Origin of the sequence: Bacillus sp. GbtcB14, assembly GCF_019091205.1 — a bacterium.
Taxonomy (GTDB): Bacteria; Bacillota; Bacilli; order Bacillales; family Bacillaceae_G; genus Bacillus_A; species Bacillus_A cereus_AG.
Genome location: NZ_JAGXJT010000005.1, coordinates 218,922 through 236,253 on the forward strand (window position 1 = coordinate 218,922; position 17,332 = coordinate 236,253).

Below are 17,332 nucleotides of genomic sequence, written 5' to 3' on the forward strand. Positions count from 1 at the left end.
GTAGATTAATAGAGAAAGAGGAGGAGATTATTATAACTACAACCGTTATTTCTCATTTTTACAATGAAGAATATTTATTACCGTGGTGGCTTATGCATCATACGAAACTGTTTGATCATGGTATTTTAATTAATAAAGGTTCAACAGATCGTTCAGTTGAAATTTGTAAGCGATATGCGCCGCATTGGGAAGTACGAGATTCTGCATACCCGGAATTTGATGCGCTAGCGACAGACCATGAAGTGATGATGGTAGAACAAGAAGTAAAGGGATGGAAAATGATTTTAAATACGACTGAGTTTCTTTGCGTGCAAGATAAAAATCAGTTTTGGAAATCACTAAATGAATTGGGAGGGAGAATGTATTGGCTAGAAGGGCTTATTATGGTCGATGACCTTAACTATACTTATCCGGAACTTAAATATGGAATCCCTTTAATGAAGCAGCGATTTCACGGCTATTTACCAGAAGATTGGGCGTTATGGAGAAGAGGCAGATTTATTCATAATCATGGACATGGAAGTTATACGGTTGGAAGACATTTATCTGCGCATGAATCTATGATTTATCCGCCCCTTGCGTGTATTGCATGGTTTGGTTTCAGTCCGTGGAATGATGCGATGAGAAAGCGAAAATTACAAATTGGTCCGACTCTTTCTGAAGCTAGTAAGCATGGGGGAATGGGAACGCATCATATTATTACACCTGAAAAATTAGAAGAATGGTATAAAGATTTAGCGAGAGGAGCGAAGGATTTACGTTTTAGTGGTGCGTATCGTTATGCTTTTTTATAAATGATTCCCACCACAAAATTGTTTCTTCAATTCCTGTATTTAGATCGTATGTTGGTTTCCAGTTTACTTCATTTTTTAAACGTTCTACATTAACGCCGACGAATAAAGGTTCATCTTTAGAGAAAGGGATCGCACCTAGTTTAATTAAATGTTCTTTTCCTATCTTTTTAGCAATAATAGAAGCTAATTCTTTAATTTGTACAGATTGACCAGAAGCGATATTGATTGTGCCTGTAACGTCGTGTTCTAATACTGTTACGAGAGCATCAGCGACGTCCCCCACATGGAGGAAATCTCTTGATTGTTTTCCATGTGTACATAGTGCTTCCTCATTTTTTAATAAGGAAGTGATAATGTTAGAAACGAGCCGATTCCCTTGTTCGTGAGGGCCATACATATGGAAAATGCGGCCCCAACACATGCTGAGGCCTGTTTGCTCAGCATATGATTGTAGCCAAGAGTGTAGTGCGTTTTTACATAATGAATACGGGGTTTTATAGGAAAGAAGCGGTGAATCTTCAAATAGTACGCCGTTAAACCATTCATACTCTGCGCCAGTACCTGCAACAACGACTCGCTTTCCACCGCATGTTGTGAAGTGTTGAATTAATGAGATACTGGATGTAAGCCAATAGTAATTATGAATAGATACATAACACGCTGGCGGCACTGCTTCCCAAGCTAAATGAATGAGATGACTAGGTTTAATGTTGTAAATGAGTTTTTTTACTTCTTCATCGCAAAGTAAGTTTACTTTATGCCAATGGCAAGAAAGGTGAGAAGGTTTATTTGTATTGTAAGTGGCGTGCACTTCATAGCCCTTTTGTATAAGAGAATATACAACATATTTACCAATCCATCCACTACCGCCTGTTACAAGGATTTTTTTCATGGCTTAATTACCTCAACTTCTGGTATCATTACTAAAAATTTGCCGCCCCATTCACGAATGAAAGAGCATTCTTTCATAATTTCATCTTTTAAATTCCAAGGAAGTATGAGAATGTAATCAGGTTTTGTACGCTTAATTTCTTCTGGAGGTTGTATTGGAATGCGGGTACCTGGTAGAAGGAGATTTTGTTTGTGAGGGTTTTTATCTACTGTATAAGCTAGAAATTCTTTTCCTATCCCGCAATAATTTAAAAGGGTGTTTCCTTTAGCAGGAGCACCGTAACCGATAATTTGTTTGTTTAAAGCTTTTGCTTCGATAAAAAACTTTAAAATATTTATTTTCAATTGTTCGATGTGTTTAGAGAAAAGGAGATAGCAATCTAATGTATCTAGCCCGTGATCTATTTCTTTTTGGATTAAATTTGTAACATTGGAATGGATAGTAGATGAGTCATTATAATGGTTTATAAAAATACGCAATGAACCACCGTGCGTTGCAAGTTCTTCTACATCGACAATTTGTAAATGATGATGAGCTAAAACTTTTTGAAGACTTATAAGTGAGAAATAGGAGAAGTGCTCATGGTAGATCGTATCAAACTGTTTACATGATATGAGATTTAATAAGTGCGGGAATTCAATTGTTATCGTGCCATCTTGTTTTAATAACGTTTTTAAACCGGCGACAAAATCATGTAAGTTCGGAACGTGTGCCAATACGTTATTTGCGATGATTAAATCAGCTTGTGGTAACTCTTTTGCTAAATCATTGCTGAAAAAATTTACTTCAGTAGGAATTCCTTTTTGGATAGCGATTTCTGCTACATTTTTTGCTGGTTCAATTCCTAACGTTTCGATATGTTCTTTTTGAAAGTATTGTAATAAGTACCCGTCGTTACTCGCGATTTCAATCACTTTCGAATGGTTTGTTAAGTTAAAACGCTTTATAGCCATTTCTACATATTGCTTAGCGTGTAGTAGCCAGCTTGATGAGTAAGAACTGAAGTATAAATAGTCATGAAAAATATTGTGCGGAGATTCAAATTCATCTAATTGTACAAGTAAACAAGAGTTACAAACAAATGTGTGCAGCGGATAAAATGGTTCCATTTTATATGAATTTTCAGGAGCTACAAATGAGTTAGCGAGAGGGGAAACTCCTAAATCTAAAAAAGTATTTGTTAGTAATGAGTGGCAAAAACGGCATTTTTTCTGTTCCATTTTATAGCCCCCTTATAAATTTTTGAATGCATCGATTTGTTGTCGCGTGAAAGATTCCATATTTTCACCAGATGCATATTTTTTGTACCAATCAACAGTCCAAGCGATAGAATGGTCTGTTGATAACTTAGGTGTCCAACCGAGTTTATTTACTGCTTTTGTACTATCAAGTGTTAAAATAGGTGATTCATAAGGAGTGTTTGTATGAGGAGAAAGGATTGTTAGTGGTTGATTCCATAATTTCATTATAGATTGAATGACATCATGAACGGTTCTGTTAGGTTCATTTATCGGGCCGAAATTCCACGCTGCTGCATATTCGGCGTCTTGCCCAAGCTTCTCAGCTAAAAGAATATAGCCGTGTAAAGGATCTAATACGTGTTGCCACGGACGAATAGCGTTTTTGTTTCTAATAGTTAATGTATCATGTTGTAAATACGCTCGAATAATATCTGGAAATAATCGGTCTTCTGCCCAATCGCCACCACCGATGACGTTACCTGCTCTTACTGAGGCAAGTTTCTGAGTATGAGTGCGGAAGAATGATTTTTGATAGGATGTTGCAACTAGTTCAGCGCAAGCTTTACTAGCACTATAAGGATCGAAACCTCCTAGCCGGTCACTTTCCACAAATGCCCGATTACCGCTCCCGTCATTTTCATAACATTTATCACTTGTAACATTAATGATGCTGCGTATGCTTTCTATATGTTTTGCGGCTTCTAATACGTGAACAGTTCCTAAAACATTCGTTTTAAATGTTTCGATAGGATTTTTATAGGAAGTGGTGACGATTGGCTGGGCTGCTAAATGAAATAGTATGTCTGGGTTATGTTGTTTTAGGGCAAGGAATAAAGAATCGTAATCTGTAATATCGCCCTTAATTGTCATGCATTCTTTTGCTACGTTACATTGTTCAAAAAGGTTAGGAATGGATGGAAGATGAGAAGAGTAACCGATTACTTCTGCACCTAATGAGGTTAAAAAAAGGGTGAGCCAAGAGCCTTTAAAGCCAGTATGTCCCGTAATAAATACTTTTTTCTTATCCCAAAAAGATGATGAAGTCATATTACCAAACCTTCCACGGAGCTTTATTACTTTCCCATAGCTCGACTAATTTATTTTTATCGCGCAATGTATCCATCGGGTGCCAAAAACCAGTATGTTGAAAGGCTGCTAATTCATTTTTATTTACTAACTGCACTAAAGTTTCTGTTTCAAAAACAGACTTATCTCCGCTAATATAATTGAAAACATCAGGATGTAAAACGAAAAATCCACCGTTAACCCATCCACCATCACCTAAAGGTTTCTCTTGAAAGGATGTGACAGACTGTTTATCTAAGACGAGAGAACCGAATCTCCCAGGAGGCTGTACGGCTGTAACAGTAGCTAATTTCCTGTGGCTTTTATGAAATGCAATAAGATCTTTTATATTTACATTGCTTAATCCGTCACCATAAGTAAGGCAAAAAGGTTCGTCCCCGACGTAATTTTGTATTTTTTTAACCCGTCCACCCGTTTCGGTATTTAGACCGGTGTCAATTAGTGTAACTTTCCACGGTTCAATACGATGAGAATGGCTAGTAATTGTATTGTCGCTTAAATGTATTGTGAAATCTGACATGTGTAAGTTGTAATTTAGAAAGAACTCTTTAATTGCATATCCTTTATAGCCTAAGCAAATAATAAACTCAGTAATGCCGTAATGACTATATAAACTCATAATGTGCCATAGAATAGGCTTTGTTCCAATTTCAATCATAGGTTTTGGTTTTAAATGCGTTTCTTCCCCAATCCGAGTCCCGTATCCACCAGCAAGAATAACAGCTTTCATTTTATCCTCCTAAGTATAAAAGAATTTAATATCGATGTTGTTATGATATGTACTTAAAATTAGAAAGGAACGGGAAATTCTATGGTTATATTTCGTTAATTTTAATCTAAGTATTTCACTATATAATTAAATTAATAGATTAGATAATAAAAGATGAGACGATAAATTTTGTGTGAATTATGAATAAAAAACCGTCACGTTTGACTGTACAGTTTATGTATTGTATGATGGTAGTAATATAAACAAGGGGGGAAGATCGTTGGGAAGGTGTATCGAATCGGACAGTTGGCTCTCATGGCTCACGTGTCGAAACGAACGATTGATTATTATACGAATCTAGGAATCTTAAAAGCGGAGCGATCTCAATCTAATTATCGCTATTACGACGAAACAGCATTTGAGACATTACAATTTATTGAGAAGTGCAAAGAAATGCATATGCCGCTTTGTGAGATTAAAGAGAAAATCGAGGAGAAGAAGAAGCTGCTCGGTATCAATGAACACGTTTCGAAACAAGTGAATGAAGTGACAGACCATATTCATCGATTAGAAGCAGAGTTAACGGAGTTAAAACCGCTTTTAGATGGATTGACTGATTCACAACGTGAAAAAATATCGAAATCTTTATCTGGTCAAACGACAGCTTTAATACAGACACTTGCTCTATTATTATAGAAAAAAGTGAAATCCGACCTCTTTAATTTTTGTATCGGGCTATGTTTTCTAATGAACAAATAAGAAAACATTATAGTATACAGGAGGTGGACACCTTAGTTTTTTAAACTAGGGGGATTCATTGGAAATATTTAATTTAGTCATGGTTGCGATTTTAATCGCATTTACTGGATTTTTCGTAGCAGCAGAGTTTGCGATTGTAAAAGTACGTTCAAGTCGTATCGATCAGCTTGTTGCGGAAGGGAAACGCGGTGCTTTAGCAGCGAAAAAAGTAACAACAAATTTAGATGAATATTTATCTGCTTGTCAATTAGGTATTACAGTTACAGCTATGGGATTAGGTTGGTTAGGTGAACCGACAATTGAAAAGTTACTACACCCGTTATTTGAGAAATGGAACTTAAACCCTTCTATCTCATCAGTATTAACATTTGGTCTTGCTTTTATGCTAATGACGTATTTACACGTTGTAGTAGGGGAATTAGCTCCGAAAACGATGGCGATTCAAAAGGCTGAACAAGTAACATTATTATTGGCAACTCCGTTAATGATGTTCTATAAAATCATGTATCCATTTATTTGGGTATTAAACGGTTCAGCGCGTGTGATAACTGGTTTATTCGGTTTAAAACCAGCTTCAGAACATGAAGTAGCTCATACAGAAGAAGAATTACGTCTTATCCTTTCAGATAGCTATGAAAGTGGCGAAATTAATCAAGCCGAATACAAGTATGTAAATAACATTTTTGAATTTGATAATCGTATTGCAAAAGAAATTATGGTACCGCGAACAGAAATCGTTGGTTTCTACCTGGAAGATTCAGTAGAAGAACACATGAAAGTAATCCAAAATGAGCGATACACACGTTATCCGATTTTTGGAGAAGATAAAGATGATATTATCGGTATGGTCAACGTAAAAGATTTCTTTATTCGATATATGACCGAAGATCAAAAAGATTTATCATCAATTCGCTCGTATATGCGTCCGATTATTGAAGTGATGGAAACGACTCCAATTCACGACTTATTACTTCAAATGCAGAAGAAGCGAATTCCGATGGCTGTTTTATATGATGAGTACGGAGGAACAGCAGGGATTGTAACGCTTGAGGACATCTTGGAGGAAATCGTCGGCGAAATTCGTGACGAATATGATGAAGATGAAGCACCACCAATTCAACATGTGAACGAGCAACACATCATTGTTGATGGAAAAGTACTTATCTCAGAAGTGAAAGATTTATTTGGATTACACATTGAAGAAGATGATGTGGATACAATCGGTGGATGGATCATGATGCAAAATCATGAAATTGAAGAAGGACAACACGTTGAGGCGGAAGATTATGAATTTAAAGTGTTAGAAAAAGACGCTTACCAAATTAAACGTGTTGAAATTCGTAAAATGGAGCAAGAACAAGAAGAAGAGAAAGCAGCAACTGTGTAAGTTGCTGCTTTTCTTCTAAAGTATAAAAAATGCGAAATTAGGAGCGGATATTTTGATTCAAGCAGCCTTACGTGTATATCGATTACAATTGTATGTGATCTTTAGTGGTTTACTACTTATGTGGACGATTACTCCGTTTGGAAAACAAGTAACAGGGTTTGGTATCGGATTGGCTGTAAGTGCGTATTGTCTTTGGTTATTAGCTCGCAGAGTGGAGAAACTTGGGAAAAGTATCGTAATGAAAGAAAAGGCTCCAGGATTAGGAGTTCTAAATCGATTTGCAGCAGCCATTTTAGGAGCTATCATCATGTATGAAATTGAGCATGAAATGGAAATGTGGGCATTCGGTACAGGCATTTTAGGTGGTCACTTTTTAATGATTGCGAATTTAGCTTATGCAAATATGCAGTTAGTGAAAGAAGAAGAGAAGCAAAGGGAACATGCTTCGAAAAACATAGAGCTATGATGAAAGGGACCTAATGGGGTTCCTTTTTTGAATTTAAGTGCGTTAAGGATAGGAATCAAATTTACGACAAATATAATACGCTTCTTTTTTACGTTTTTCAATAGTATGAAAAATATTGAAAAAAAATTTAAAAAGCCATCGATTTCTAAAGGTTATGTATGTTATTATGACAAAAGACTTTTTGAAAGAGGTGGATACCAATGTTACAAGCGTTACTTATTTTTGTGCTTCAAATTATTTACGTTCCCATTTTGACAATCCGTACGATTTTGCTTGTAAAGAATCAAACAAGATCCGCTGCTGGTGTTGGATTGTTAGAAGGAGCTATTTACATTGTCAGTTTAGGTATTGTGTTTCAAGATTTATCAAATTGGATGAACATCATTGCCTATGTCATTGGCTTTAGTACAGGACTATTATTAGGCGGTTATATAGAGAATAAATTAGCAATTGGTTATATTACGTATCAAGTTAGTTTACTAGACCGTTGTAACGAATTAGTAGATGAATTACGTCACTCTGGATTTGGTGTTACAGTATTTGAAGGCGAAGGAATTAATTCAATACGTTATCGCTTAGATATCGTTGCAAAGCGTTCTAGAGAAAAAGAACTGTTAGAAATTATTAATGAAATTGCACCAAAAGCGTTTATGTCTTCTTATGAAATCCGTTCATTTAAAGGCGGATATTTAACGAAGGCGATGAAGAAGAGAGCGTTAATGAAGAAGAAAGATCATCATGCATCGTAAAAAAGGGGAATCGTACGGCTTTAAAAACGCAGTATAAGCTCATATATAAATGTAAAAGAGAGGAATCTATTTTGATGTAGATTCCTCTCTTTTTTATGAAAAATATTTATCTGCTAATAAAAAAACTAAATCGTATACTTATTTTTTTTACTCATCCTCAAATTAATGATTAGCCATACGACTTGAATAAATATCGGTATGATAAATGCGATTAATAAAACGATAAGTGATATGGATTTAATTTCGGGTGTTTGAGTAACACCGGCACCTTCAACCTCTCTTAGCCAAATGATAGCTGGCAATATCCCGAAAGCTATAATCCAAAATATGTTACCCATCCACCAAGAAATCCATCGTTTTTTCATATTAGTATCCCTTACATTTACCCTTTGTTAACAGTATATTTTCGTTCGTTATATTTATAATGAAGCAACTTTAAAATTAGTTTTTAACTGTATATCTAACTTGTTTAAACGTTACCATTTCTCCATCCTTATCATCATCTTTCGTTTGCAAAAGTTGAACTCTTGGTTTGTAATCTGTCCTATGAGCGTGTTCAATATCTTTAATGTTAAGTTTGTAAGGTTCACCATTTTTTATTTTTTGTTCCAATACTTTTTTATTGGCAACATAAATAAACGTCACTTTATTTTCATCAATACCTTCAGTCTTAATTTCTAATTCGTTATCTGTTGTTGTAATCGTTGGTGTTAATAATTCCATACTGCCTTTTCCAGTTTCTAAAGAATTTTCTGCTATAGTTGAACATCCGGATAATATGATTCCAATGAATAGAAGAGCAGCTAATTTCTGTTTCATAACATCCCCCAATTTCAAGTGATTTTTGATTTTAGCATTGCTAGACTGCTAGTGTGGAACGTAAATGTTTAGCTAGCACTCTTTTTAATTGTACCATAATATGTAAAATGAAACAGGCTGTATATCCAGTTTTAGGGAAACTGAAAAGTTTACTTATTGTTGTAAATTCGTGTGTTTTAACTTCTATTTCAATCGAAATGTAGACAGGCGAAAGAACTTATTTTTATGGGAATTACAATTTTTTCATATTAAAATAAAGATATAGGATAGATGAATTTATTCACTTCGGAGGTAGTTACTTGAACATTAACGAGAAGGCAATTGAAATGTTTGAACAAAATAAATACGAGGAAGCAATGGAACTGTTTCAACGAGCAGTACATAAATCTAGAGGTGTACAATCTCTCAATAATCTTGCTTGGATGTACTTTTATGAGGAAGAGGATGATGATAAAGCTCTTGAATTAATAAGAGAAGTTGTTAAGTTGAATCCTTCCTCATACTTTCCTTATAACATCTTAGGGGACGTTTACATAAAACAAAAAAAGTGGGAAGAAGCGAAAGAAGTATTACAAAAGTCTATTTCGATTCAACCATCGGATGAAGCATTTCAAAATGTAGCTGTAGCACATTATAACCTTGGAGAGTTTGCAAAAGCTTCGGAATTTTTCTTGCGAGTTGCAGGGGATTCGGACTATATAATGTATAGCTATGTAAAATGTTTAATTGATTTAGGGAGAACGACAGAAGCGAAAGAGAAGTTAGATGCTTTTAACAGGAAAGCTGATGATTTTTTAGGAGAAATTAGTGTAGCAGATTTATATGTTGAGTTGAATTGCTATAACGAAGCAATTGAATGGTTCGAAAAGGGATACAAAGAAGTTTGGAAAAGTCCCAATTGGATTGGGAGATTTGTGTATGCTCTATATAAAGCTAATAATTTCACGCGTATAAATGAAGTGATACGGGAATCTATCGAAGCGAAAACAGCAGAAATAGAAGATGTTCAAAATGAAGAAGTAGAAGAAAACTGGACAGAAAAAGATAAGAATGAGCTAATTGAGGAATATACAGAAGAGAATAATTGTTATAAAACAATGATAGCACGTATCAAATCTGGATATGTTCCAGGGTTAGAATTTGAAACTTATCATTTAGGGGGTTGCTATTTATTTGGTTGTAAAAGGCATAATCATCTTGAATATGGAGAGTGAAAAGATTCGACTATCAAATATGATGGTCGAATTTTTTTATCCTTTCCGGCAAGAAGACTCCATCTGATTTGTGTTACGGGTGAAACCCAACAATTCAGGTGGAGATGAATTGCCGTCAGCAGGTAGGCTGAACGCTTTTGTTTCGCTCCTAATAATTTTTGAGGGCGAATGTTTGTTTCTTTTTGTCTTACGATATTATGTAGTTAAGGAGGGAATAGATTGTAAGGCAACGAAATTAGATAATGATTATCATTCAGCTACTTAAGCCAAAAGTAATGAATACGCTTAATGAACTCTCTAAGAAAGGTGGTGAAAACAATGGCTAGAAAGAAAGCAGTGAAAGTATTACGTAAACAAAAGAAAAGAGAAACTATGCAACGGTTCACACAGAAACAGAATATCGGACGAGCTTGCCTTACTGCAAAAGAATTTCGTTTACTTCAGCGCATGTCGCATAGTTCAAAAGCACTGCGAAATGTTGGGTTGTACACGATAAAACAAAGTTATTTGAACGATAACAGGGTGGCTACTGTAAAAGAAGTGGACAATGCCATGCAGGCTGATATGAACTACTCGGGCGTTCAATCAAATTCTGTTCAAGCAATTCGTAGAGCCTTATTTACAGAAGTGACGAGCTTTTTTAAAGCGTTGGAACAGTGGAAGAAACATCCTGAGAAGTTCACAGGTCGTCCGAAGTTTCCAAATTATTCTCGTTCCACTGAAAAACGAATCATTGAAATCTATCAAGTGCCAAAAGTGGATGAGAACGGGTATTGGATTATTCCGATGAATGTTGCATTTAGAAAAAAAATCGGTTCCATTCGAATACGTATGCCTAAAAACTTAAGAAATAAAAAAATCTCCTACATTGAGATTGTACCGAAGCAAAAAGGTCGGTTCTTTGAGGTGCATTACACATATGAAATGCACGTTTCTCAAATGAAGAAACAACCCATGACTACGAGTAATGCTTTAGGTTGCGATTTAGGTGTAGACAGATTAGTAAGTTGCATGACCAATACAGGTGATGCCTTCTTAATTGATGGGAAAAAATTGAAATCCATAAATCAATACTTCAACAAAATGATATGTAACCTCCAGCAGAAAAATGTGGAAAATGGACTTTCAAAACGAATTGTAACGAACAAAATCGCTGCACTTTGGCATAAACGCGAACGACAAATACATGGTTACATTGCACAAACGGTAGGCATGTTGTTTAAAAAAGTGAAAGAATTCGATATAGATACGATTGTTGTAGGGTATAACGCTGGTTGGAAACAAAAATCTCATATGGGGAAAAAGAATAATCAAACATTTGTGCAAATCCCGTTCCATAAACTGATGGCAGCAATTGAGAATAAATGTGTAAAAGAAGGCATCCGCTTTTTAAAACAAGAAGAAAGCTATACTTCAAAAGCTAGTTTTCTTGATAAAGATCCGGTTCCAGTTTGGGCTAAGGATGATAAGATGCAGTATCACTTTAGTGGCAAACGGATCACGCGTGGTCTGTACAAAAGTAAAGCAGGAATATGTATCCATGCTGATATTAATGGTGCCCTGAATACATTGAAAAAATCAAAAGTTGTAGAATTGGATGACAATCTGAAAGTGAAAACGCCGATTCTATTAGAAGTGCAAAAACGTAAGGCTGTTGCCTCGCGCATAGCTTAGTGGGTGCGTCAACCATCTATGTGTACTCGACTCGTCGGGGCTTGTAGCACACGCCGGATTCATCTGAGTGGTGGCTTCTTCCATAAGGAAGAACTGCTCTTTTTCGAAAGGGTGGTGCAAGTGGGAAAACAATCGTTTGTTGTCAGTACCAACCAAAAACATACTTGGGGTGTTACCATAGGGTGGCATGAATGCTAGAGCGTCAAACTGTCTAGCGATAGACGAAAAGACCTAGTGTTCTAACTCAAGCCCCCACTGAAACGCTTTATCTCAGTGGGGGTAGTTGACATAAAGCTAGAATGGTACCAACTACTTTTATTATTAAGGCGAGAAAGTAAAGTGTTTTTATAAAAAGAAGCCTATCATTTCAAATAAATGAAATGATAGGCTTCTTTATTTTTTAAAAAATGAGGTCAGAGGTGTACTTTTTTTATAAAAATGCATTTCATATAAAAGGTGTAATTATTTTTGGGAGGGGGATTGTTGTGCGTCATCATAGAAAGTGCAAAAAATTTGGAGTGGCACTGCCTCTTCCGCTTATAGGAGCAACTGGACCGACTGGTGATAGTGGCCCAAATGGCCCAACTGGAGGGCATGAAGGTCCGGTTGGGCCTCCTGGAATTACTGGGCCTACAGGAGCAACAGGTCCACAAGGCCCTCAAGGTATTGGGGGGATACAAGGGCCACGAGGGACAATGGGAGCTCAAGGAATACAAGGTGTCGTTGGTGATACTGGAGAACAAGGAATTACTGGGTCGGTTGGCTTACAAGGTCCTCAAGGATTAATTGGAGAGCAAGGTCCAGTTGGTGATATTGGATTACAAGGAGTAGAAGGTATACAAGGAATTACAGGACCTGCTGGTAGTCAAGGTCTCCAAGGTCCTCCGGGGATACAAGGTGAAATTGGAGAACAAGGACAAACGGGCGCACAAGGAATGCAAGGAGAAATAGGTGTAAACGGAATATCAGGTGTAACGGGCCCCCAAGGTCCCCAAGGAGCACAAGGAATCCAAGGAGAGGACGGAACGACAGGTATACAGGGAGAAGAGGGTCCACAAGGCATACAAGGAATCACTGGAGAGCAAGGACACCAAGGTGATCAAGGGATACAAGGTGTAGTAGGACCAATTGGTTCTACTGGCCCGCAAGGTCCTCAAGGTATAAGTGGCGTAAAGGGAATAACAGGTATAATAGGCCCCCAAGGTCCCCAAGGTGTTCAAGGAATACAAGGAATAAACGGATCTACAGGTTTTCAAGGAGCAAAAGGAGTACGAGGGATAACAGGAGCAACTGGAAGTATTGGTATGCAAGGACCAGAAGGACCTCCGGGTGCTCCGACGGGAACAACCGGTCCAATTGGTCCATCTAGTGGAGTGACTGGTCCATCTGGCCCACCCGGCCCACCTGGGGGACCAACAGGTCCAACGGGTGAAACTGGTGCACAGGGGGTAACCGGGGGAACTGGTACAATCGGAACGCAAGGGGTACAAGGTATAACTGGTCCCACTGGCGCTCAAGGTGTAAGGGGAGCACAAGGAGCTCAAGGTGTAGTTGGTGTAGCTGGCGTACAAGGTGCACAAGGTTCTCAAGGTAACCAAGGAATAACAGGAGCAACGGGTGCAGAAGGTCCAATAGGCATACAAGGTCCACAGGGGGAAATTGGTCCAACAGGTGCAGAAGGTTCTAAAGGTGTGCAAGGAATACAAGGGATAACAGGTCAGGCAGGAGCACAAGGCATACAAGGGTTACAAGGAATAATCGGTCCCACAGGCACAACAGGAGCGGCAGGAGTTCAAGGTGCACAAGGAATCCAAGGAGCAACCGGTCCAGCAGGAGCACAAGGCATACAAGGTGCGCAAGGAATCCGAGGAGAAACAGGGGCAGCTGGAGTACAAGGAATACAAGGAGTTCAAGGGATACAAGGGACAACGGGATTGACAGGTCCGCAAGGTGCACAAGGTCCTCAAGGTGTGCAAGGAATACTAGGACCGACTGGAGCTATTGGTTTGCAAGGAACTCAAGGAATACAAGGTATAGTAGGTCCAACAGGAGCGCAAGGCTCTCAAGGTATGCAAGGAATACAAGGAATAACAGGCCCGCAAGGTGCGCAAGGAATTAGAGGTCCCCAAGGGAATATAGGAGAAAACGGGATAACAGGACCACAAGGAGTGCAAGGTGCGCAAGGTAGTCAAGGACCCCAAGGCCCACAAGGAAATGTTGGAATTACTGGTGCAACGGGTGAAACTGGAACTACTGGAGCAACCGGGGGAACTGGACCACAAGGTTTGCAAGGTGTTCAAGGGATTACTGGAATACAGGGAATAACGGGAACGACAGGCAATACAGGTGCAACGGGTCCACAAGGAATACAAGGCATACAAGGAGTTCAAGGTTTGCAAGGCCCAACTGGAGCAAGTGGAGTGACAGGTGTTAGTGGTAGTATAGGACCAGTTGGAGCGCAAGGTAGTCAGGGACAAAATGGAGCGGTTGGACCTACAGGCGCAACTGGTAGTATAGGGGCTATAGGTTCCTTAGGGATAGTAGGTGCAACAGGGGCAACTGGCTTACCTAGCGGTGGCGGTTATTTCTTTTCTACTTCAACGAGTACAATTGCAGCGAATGCATTAATACCAATTAATTCCGGGTCTACAGTTTTTGGTTCTGATGTCAGTTTAACAAATGCAACAACTGTAACGTTAAGTACGCCGGGAATATATTTAGTCAGCTATTATTTTCAAGGTGATCCGAATGGGGGGAATGAAACGATTTCAGTGAGGCTGACGTTAAACGGAACACAAGTCACAGGGAGTTTTATTTTTTATGTTACAGGAGGTACTTTTATATTAGAACCAGCAATTTCTAATACGATGGTCATTAATGTTGTTTCTTCAAATGCTACTTTATCTTTACAAAATGGCCCATTAGCTATTGGGCATGTAACGACATTATCTGGTGTGATAACAGCTAGTTTAAATGTATTAAAAATAGTTTGATACGTTAGTTATAACGGGGGGAGATGCTTGTGAGGGATCAAGATAAGTGTAGTAAGTTTCAAGCACCTATTCCTTTTCCGGCGTCAGGTATTACGGGACCAACGGGTCCAACAGGTCCGACAGGTTCTTTAGGTGGACCGACTGGCCCGCAAGGAATACAAGGCGTACAAGGACCAATTGGTCCAACGGGTCCGACAGGAATTCAAGGAATGCAAGGGGTGCAGGGAGAAAATGGCCCAACTGGCCCAACTGGTTTAACTGGTCCACAAGGTTCTCAAGGGAGTCAAGGACCTATGGGGGAACAAGGTCCACAGGGAATACAAGGTGTTCAAGGAATACAAGGCGAAAGAGGTCCAACTGGTCCACAGGGAAATCAAGGTATACAAGGGATACCTGGTCCAATGGGAGAAACCGGTCCAACAGGAATACAAGGAATACAAGGTATGCAAGGTGAAAACGGTCCAGCCGGTCCAACAGGAATACAAGGAATACAAGGAGTGCAAGGTGAAAACGGTCCGACCGGCCCGACAGGAAATACGGGTATACAAGGTGTTCAAGGGAATTTAGGGAGTAGTGGTTTACAAGGTGTAACAGGAATACAAGGCATTGAGGGGCCGATTGGTCCAACCGGTCCAACCGGTTCTCAAGGGATACAAGGGGAACAAGGGCCAATGGGCCCAACCGGAGCAACTGGTGTTCAAGGCTTACAAGGTCCACAAGGTGAGATGGGGCAGACGGGTCCAACAGGCTCTCAAGGAATACAAGGAGTGCAAGGTGTAATAGGCCCAACCGGGGCAACTGGCTTGCAAGGGGATCCAGGTCCAACCGGTTCGACGGGTCAGGCTGGAGTAACAGGTCCAACTGGATCTGCAACAGGTCCAACAGGAGCAACCGGCCCAACCGGTCCGCCAGGAGGCCCGACCGGTCCAACTGGTCCAGCAGGATCACCGGGAGGTCCAACAGGTCCGACGGGAGCAACTGGGGCAACAGGGGTGACGGGAGCAACAGGAGCGACTGGAATCCAAGGAGTGCAAGGAATACAGGGACCAACAGGTGCGACCGGTTTAACAGGTTTGCAAGGAGTGCAGGGACCAATGGGGGCAACAGGTCCGACGGGTGATCAAGGTATTCAAGGACCCCAAGGTGTAATGGGAGTAACAGGCCCAACCGGTCTACAAGGTTTACAAGGGATACAGGGACCGGTAGGAGCAACGGGTCCAACTGGCCCGCAAGGCGTGCAAGGGGCGCAGGGTCCAATCGGTCCAACCGGTCCACAAGGAATTCAAGGCATGCAAGGTGAGCAAGGTGTAAGAGGAGCAACGGGTCCAACAGGTTTACAGGGGCTACAAGGGATACAAGGAATACAGGGACCAACTGGGCCCCAAGGAATTCAAGGAGTACAAGGACCGAGCGGCATAACAGGCCCAACCGGTCCACAAGGAATTCAAGGAATACAGGGCCCTCAAGGAAATATCGGTCCAACCGGCCCACAAGGAATCCAAGGTGTGCAAGGACCACAAGGCCCGACCGGTCCGACTGGAGCAACAGGTCCTCAAGGTATACAGGGAATTCAAGGACCACAAGGAGTAACGGGTCCACAAGGCATACAAGGTATACAAGGAATTCAAGGTGTAATAGGCCCAACCGGCCCAACTGGACCTCAAGGTATACAAGGGATAACCGGCTCGACGGGTCCAACAGGAGCAACAGGAGCAACAGGTTTGACGGGAGTAACAGGTCCACAAGGAATCCAAGGAATTCAGGGTCCGCAAGGGGTAACGGGGCAGGCGGGAGCGACCGGCCCTACGGGAGTAACAGGTCCACAAGGAATCCAAGGAATCCAAGGTCCACAGGGGATAACGGGTCCGACGGGAGCAACTGGAGTTACTGGAATAACAGGCCCACAAGGAATTCAAGGTTCACAAGGTGTGACTGGAGCAACTGGAGCAACTGGAGCAACCGGAGCGACTGGAGCGACTGGTGCAACAGGACCGACAGGAATACAAGGAATCCAAGGAATAACTGGAGCAACAGGGGGAACGGGAGTAACAGGCCCAACCGGTGCCACGGGTCCAACCGGCTTAACAGGTGCAACTGGATCATCTGCAATATCAACAGGTGGCGGCTATTTCTTCTCTACCTCAACAAGTACAATTGCAGCAAATGCCAACATTCCAATTAATTCGGGATCCACTGTATATGGAACTGGTGTATCTTTAACTAGTGCTACAACTGTTACAGTATCCACGCCAGGAATATATTTAGTAAGCTACTATTTCCAAGGGGATGCAAATGCTGGGAATGAGACAGTATCTGTCAGATTACTATTAAATGGAGCTCAACTAACAGGGAGTTTTATACAAAACGTAACGACATCAACTGTAGTAATCGAGCCAGCCATTTCAAATACACTTCTTGTGAATGTAACGAGTGCTAATTCAACATTAGTACTACAAAATGGCCCGTTAGGTGTAGGGCATGTGACTACTATAGCAGGCGCGATTACGGCAAGTTTAAATGTAGTGAGAATATTATAAGAAATATAAAAA

Annotated in this window: 15 protein-coding genes; 9 read left to right on the forward strand and 6 right to left on the reverse strand. The window is 40.0% G+C overall.

Annotation, left to right across the window (positions count from 1 at the left end; translation table 11 throughout):
- Window positions 1-8: 8 nt before the first annotated feature.
- Window positions 9-794 carry a glycosyltransferase family 2 protein gene (locus KVT31_RS16695; protein ID WP_088097095.1) on the forward strand — a complete coding sequence of 262 codons (786 nt, stop codon included), beginning with the start codon at window positions 9-11 and terminating at the stop codon, window positions 792-794.
- Here KVT31_RS16695 and KVT31_RS16700 read toward each other — a convergent pair.
- From KVT31_RS16700 to rfbF, 4 genes are read right to left on the reverse strand one after another with little or no spacing between them, the layout of a single operon-like run.
- Entirely contained in the window at window positions 763-1,686 is a 924-nt protein-coding gene (locus tag KVT31_RS16700; protein WP_140392507.1) for an NAD-dependent epimerase/dehydratase family protein, read from the reverse strand. The two genes, KVT31_RS16695 and KVT31_RS16700, sit on opposite strands and share 32 nt — an antisense overlap.
- Window positions 1,683-2,906 (reverse strand): class I SAM-dependent methyltransferase, encoded by a 1,224-nt coding sequence (locus KVT31_RS16705; RefSeq protein ID WP_088097094.1) that lies wholly within the window; start codon window positions 2,904-2,906, stop codon window positions 1,683-1,685. The genes KVT31_RS16700 and KVT31_RS16705 overlap by 4 nt, the downstream gene beginning before the upstream one ends.
- A 12-nt stretch (window positions 2,907-2,918) precedes the next feature.
- Window positions 2,919-3,974: a CDP-glucose 4,6-dehydratase gene (gene rfbG, locus KVT31_RS16710; protein ID WP_088097093.1), complete on the reverse strand. Its 1,056-nt coding sequence runs from the start codon at window positions 3,972-3,974 to the stop codon at window positions 2,919-2,921.
- 1 nt (window position 3,975) lies between these two features.
- The gene (gene rfbF, locus KVT31_RS16715) at window positions 3,976-4,743 is read right to left on the reverse strand and encodes a glucose-1-phosphate cytidylyltransferase (protein WP_088097092.1); all 768 of its coding nucleotides are present in this window, start codon (window positions 4,741-4,743) and stop codon (window positions 3,976-3,978) included.
- Window positions 4,744-5,010: 267 nt separating this feature from the next.
- Here rfbF and KVT31_RS16720 point away from each other — a divergent pair, with 267 nt between their 5' ends.
- From KVT31_RS16720 to KVT31_RS16735, 4 genes are all read left to right on the forward strand, one after another.
- A complete protein-coding gene (locus tag KVT31_RS16720) occupies window positions 5,011-5,418 on the forward strand; it encodes a MerR family transcriptional regulator (RefSeq protein ID WP_000285637.1) in 408 nt (135 codons plus the stop codon).
- A gap of 121 nt (window positions 5,419-5,539) precedes the next feature.
- On the forward strand, window positions 5,540-6,868 hold the full coding sequence (locus KVT31_RS16725) for a hemolysin family protein (RefSeq protein WP_088097091.1): 1,329 nt from the start codon (window positions 5,540-5,542) through the stop codon (window positions 6,866-6,868).
- A gap of 52 nt (window positions 6,869-6,920) precedes the next feature.
- Complete coding sequence (locus tag KVT31_RS16730) at window positions 6,921-7,334, forward strand: ATP synthase subunit I (protein ID WP_000613585.1); 414 nt, start codon at window positions 6,921-6,923, stop codon at window positions 7,332-7,334.
- A 200-nt stretch (window positions 7,335-7,534) separates the two neighbouring features.
- Window positions 7,535-8,083, forward strand: coding sequence for a DUF2179 domain-containing protein (locus tag KVT31_RS16735; protein WP_061678949.1), 549 nt, complete (start codon window positions 7,535-7,537; stop codon window positions 8,081-8,083).
- 125 nt (window positions 8,084-8,208) lie between these two features.
- Here KVT31_RS16735 and KVT31_RS16740 read toward each other — a convergent pair whose 3' ends face one another.
- Together KVT31_RS16740 and KVT31_RS16745 are read right to left on the reverse strand one after the other, a co-directional pair.
- A complete protein-coding gene (locus tag KVT31_RS16740) occupies window positions 8,209-8,448 on the reverse strand; it encodes a DUF3923 family protein (protein WP_088097090.1) in 240 nt (79 codons plus the stop codon).
- Between the two features lie 76 nt (window positions 8,449-8,524).
- Window positions 8,525-8,902 carry a hypothetical protein gene (locus KVT31_RS16745; protein WP_140392506.1) on the reverse strand — a complete coding sequence of 126 codons (378 nt, stop codon included), beginning with the start codon at window positions 8,900-8,902 and terminating at the stop codon, window positions 8,525-8,527.
- Between the two features lie 299 nt (window positions 8,903-9,201).
- On the opposite strand from KVT31_RS16745, the gene KVT31_RS16750 reads away from it, so the two are divergent.
- From KVT31_RS16750 to KVT31_RS16765, 4 genes are all read left to right on the forward strand, one after another.
- Entirely contained in the window at window positions 9,202-10,116 is a 915-nt protein-coding gene (locus KVT31_RS16750) for a tetratricopeptide repeat protein (RefSeq protein WP_088097088.1), read from the forward strand.
- Between the two features lie 318 nt (window positions 10,117-10,434).
- The gene (locus KVT31_RS16755; RefSeq protein WP_217613535.1) at window positions 10,435-11,790 is read left to right on the forward strand and encodes an RNA-guided endonuclease TnpB family protein; all 1,356 of its coding nucleotides are present in this window, start codon (window positions 10,435-10,437) and stop codon (window positions 11,788-11,790) included.
- 485 nt (window positions 11,791-12,275) lie between these two features.
- The gene (locus KVT31_RS16760; RefSeq protein ID WP_140392505.1) at window positions 12,276-14,783 is read left to right on the forward strand and encodes a collagen-like protein; all 2,508 of its coding nucleotides are present in this window, start codon (window positions 12,276-12,278) and stop codon (window positions 14,781-14,783) included.
- A gap of 23 nt (window positions 14,784-14,806) precedes the next feature.
- Entirely contained in the window at window positions 14,807-17,320 is a 2,514-nt protein-coding gene (locus KVT31_RS16765; RefSeq protein WP_088097085.1) for a BC_3345 family exosporium-associated protein, read from the forward strand.
- Window positions 17,321-17,332 lie beyond the last annotated feature (12 nt).

Bases quoted from the DNA above. Each gene is read 5' to 3' on its own strand.
- rfbG (WP_088097093.1), bottom strand. From the start codon at position 3,974: ATGACTTCATCATCTTTTTGGGATAAGAAAAAAGTATTTATTACGGGA.
- KVT31_RS16745 (WP_140392506.1), bottom strand. From the start codon at position 8,902: ATGAAACAGAAATTAGCTGCTCTTCTATTCATTGGAATCATATTATCC.
- KVT31_RS16765 (WP_088097085.1), top strand. From the start codon at position 14,807: ATGCTTGTGAGGGATCAAGATAAGTGTAGTAAGTTTCAAGCACCTATT.
- rfbF (WP_088097092.1), bottom strand. From the start codon at position 4,743: ATGAAAGCTGTTATTCTTGCTGGTGGATACGGGACTCGGATTGGGGAA.
- KVT31_RS16735 (WP_061678949.1), top strand. From the start codon at position 7,535: ATGTTACAAGCGTTACTTATTTTTGTGCTTCAAATTATTTACGTTCCC.
- KVT31_RS16740 (WP_088097090.1), bottom strand. From the start codon at position 8,448: ATGAAAAAACGATGGATTTCTTGGTGGATGGGTAACATATTTTGGATT.
- KVT31_RS16700 (WP_140392507.1), bottom strand. From the start codon at position 1,686: ATGAAAAAAATCCTTGTAACAGGCGGTAGTGGATGGATTGGTAAATAT.
- KVT31_RS16705 (WP_088097094.1), bottom strand. From the start codon at position 2,906: ATGGAACAGAAAAAATGCCGTTTTTGCCACTCATTACTAACAAATACT.
- KVT31_RS16755 (WP_217613535.1), top strand. From the start codon at position 10,435: ATGGCTAGAAAGAAAGCAGTGAAAGTATTACGTAAACAAAAGAAAAGA.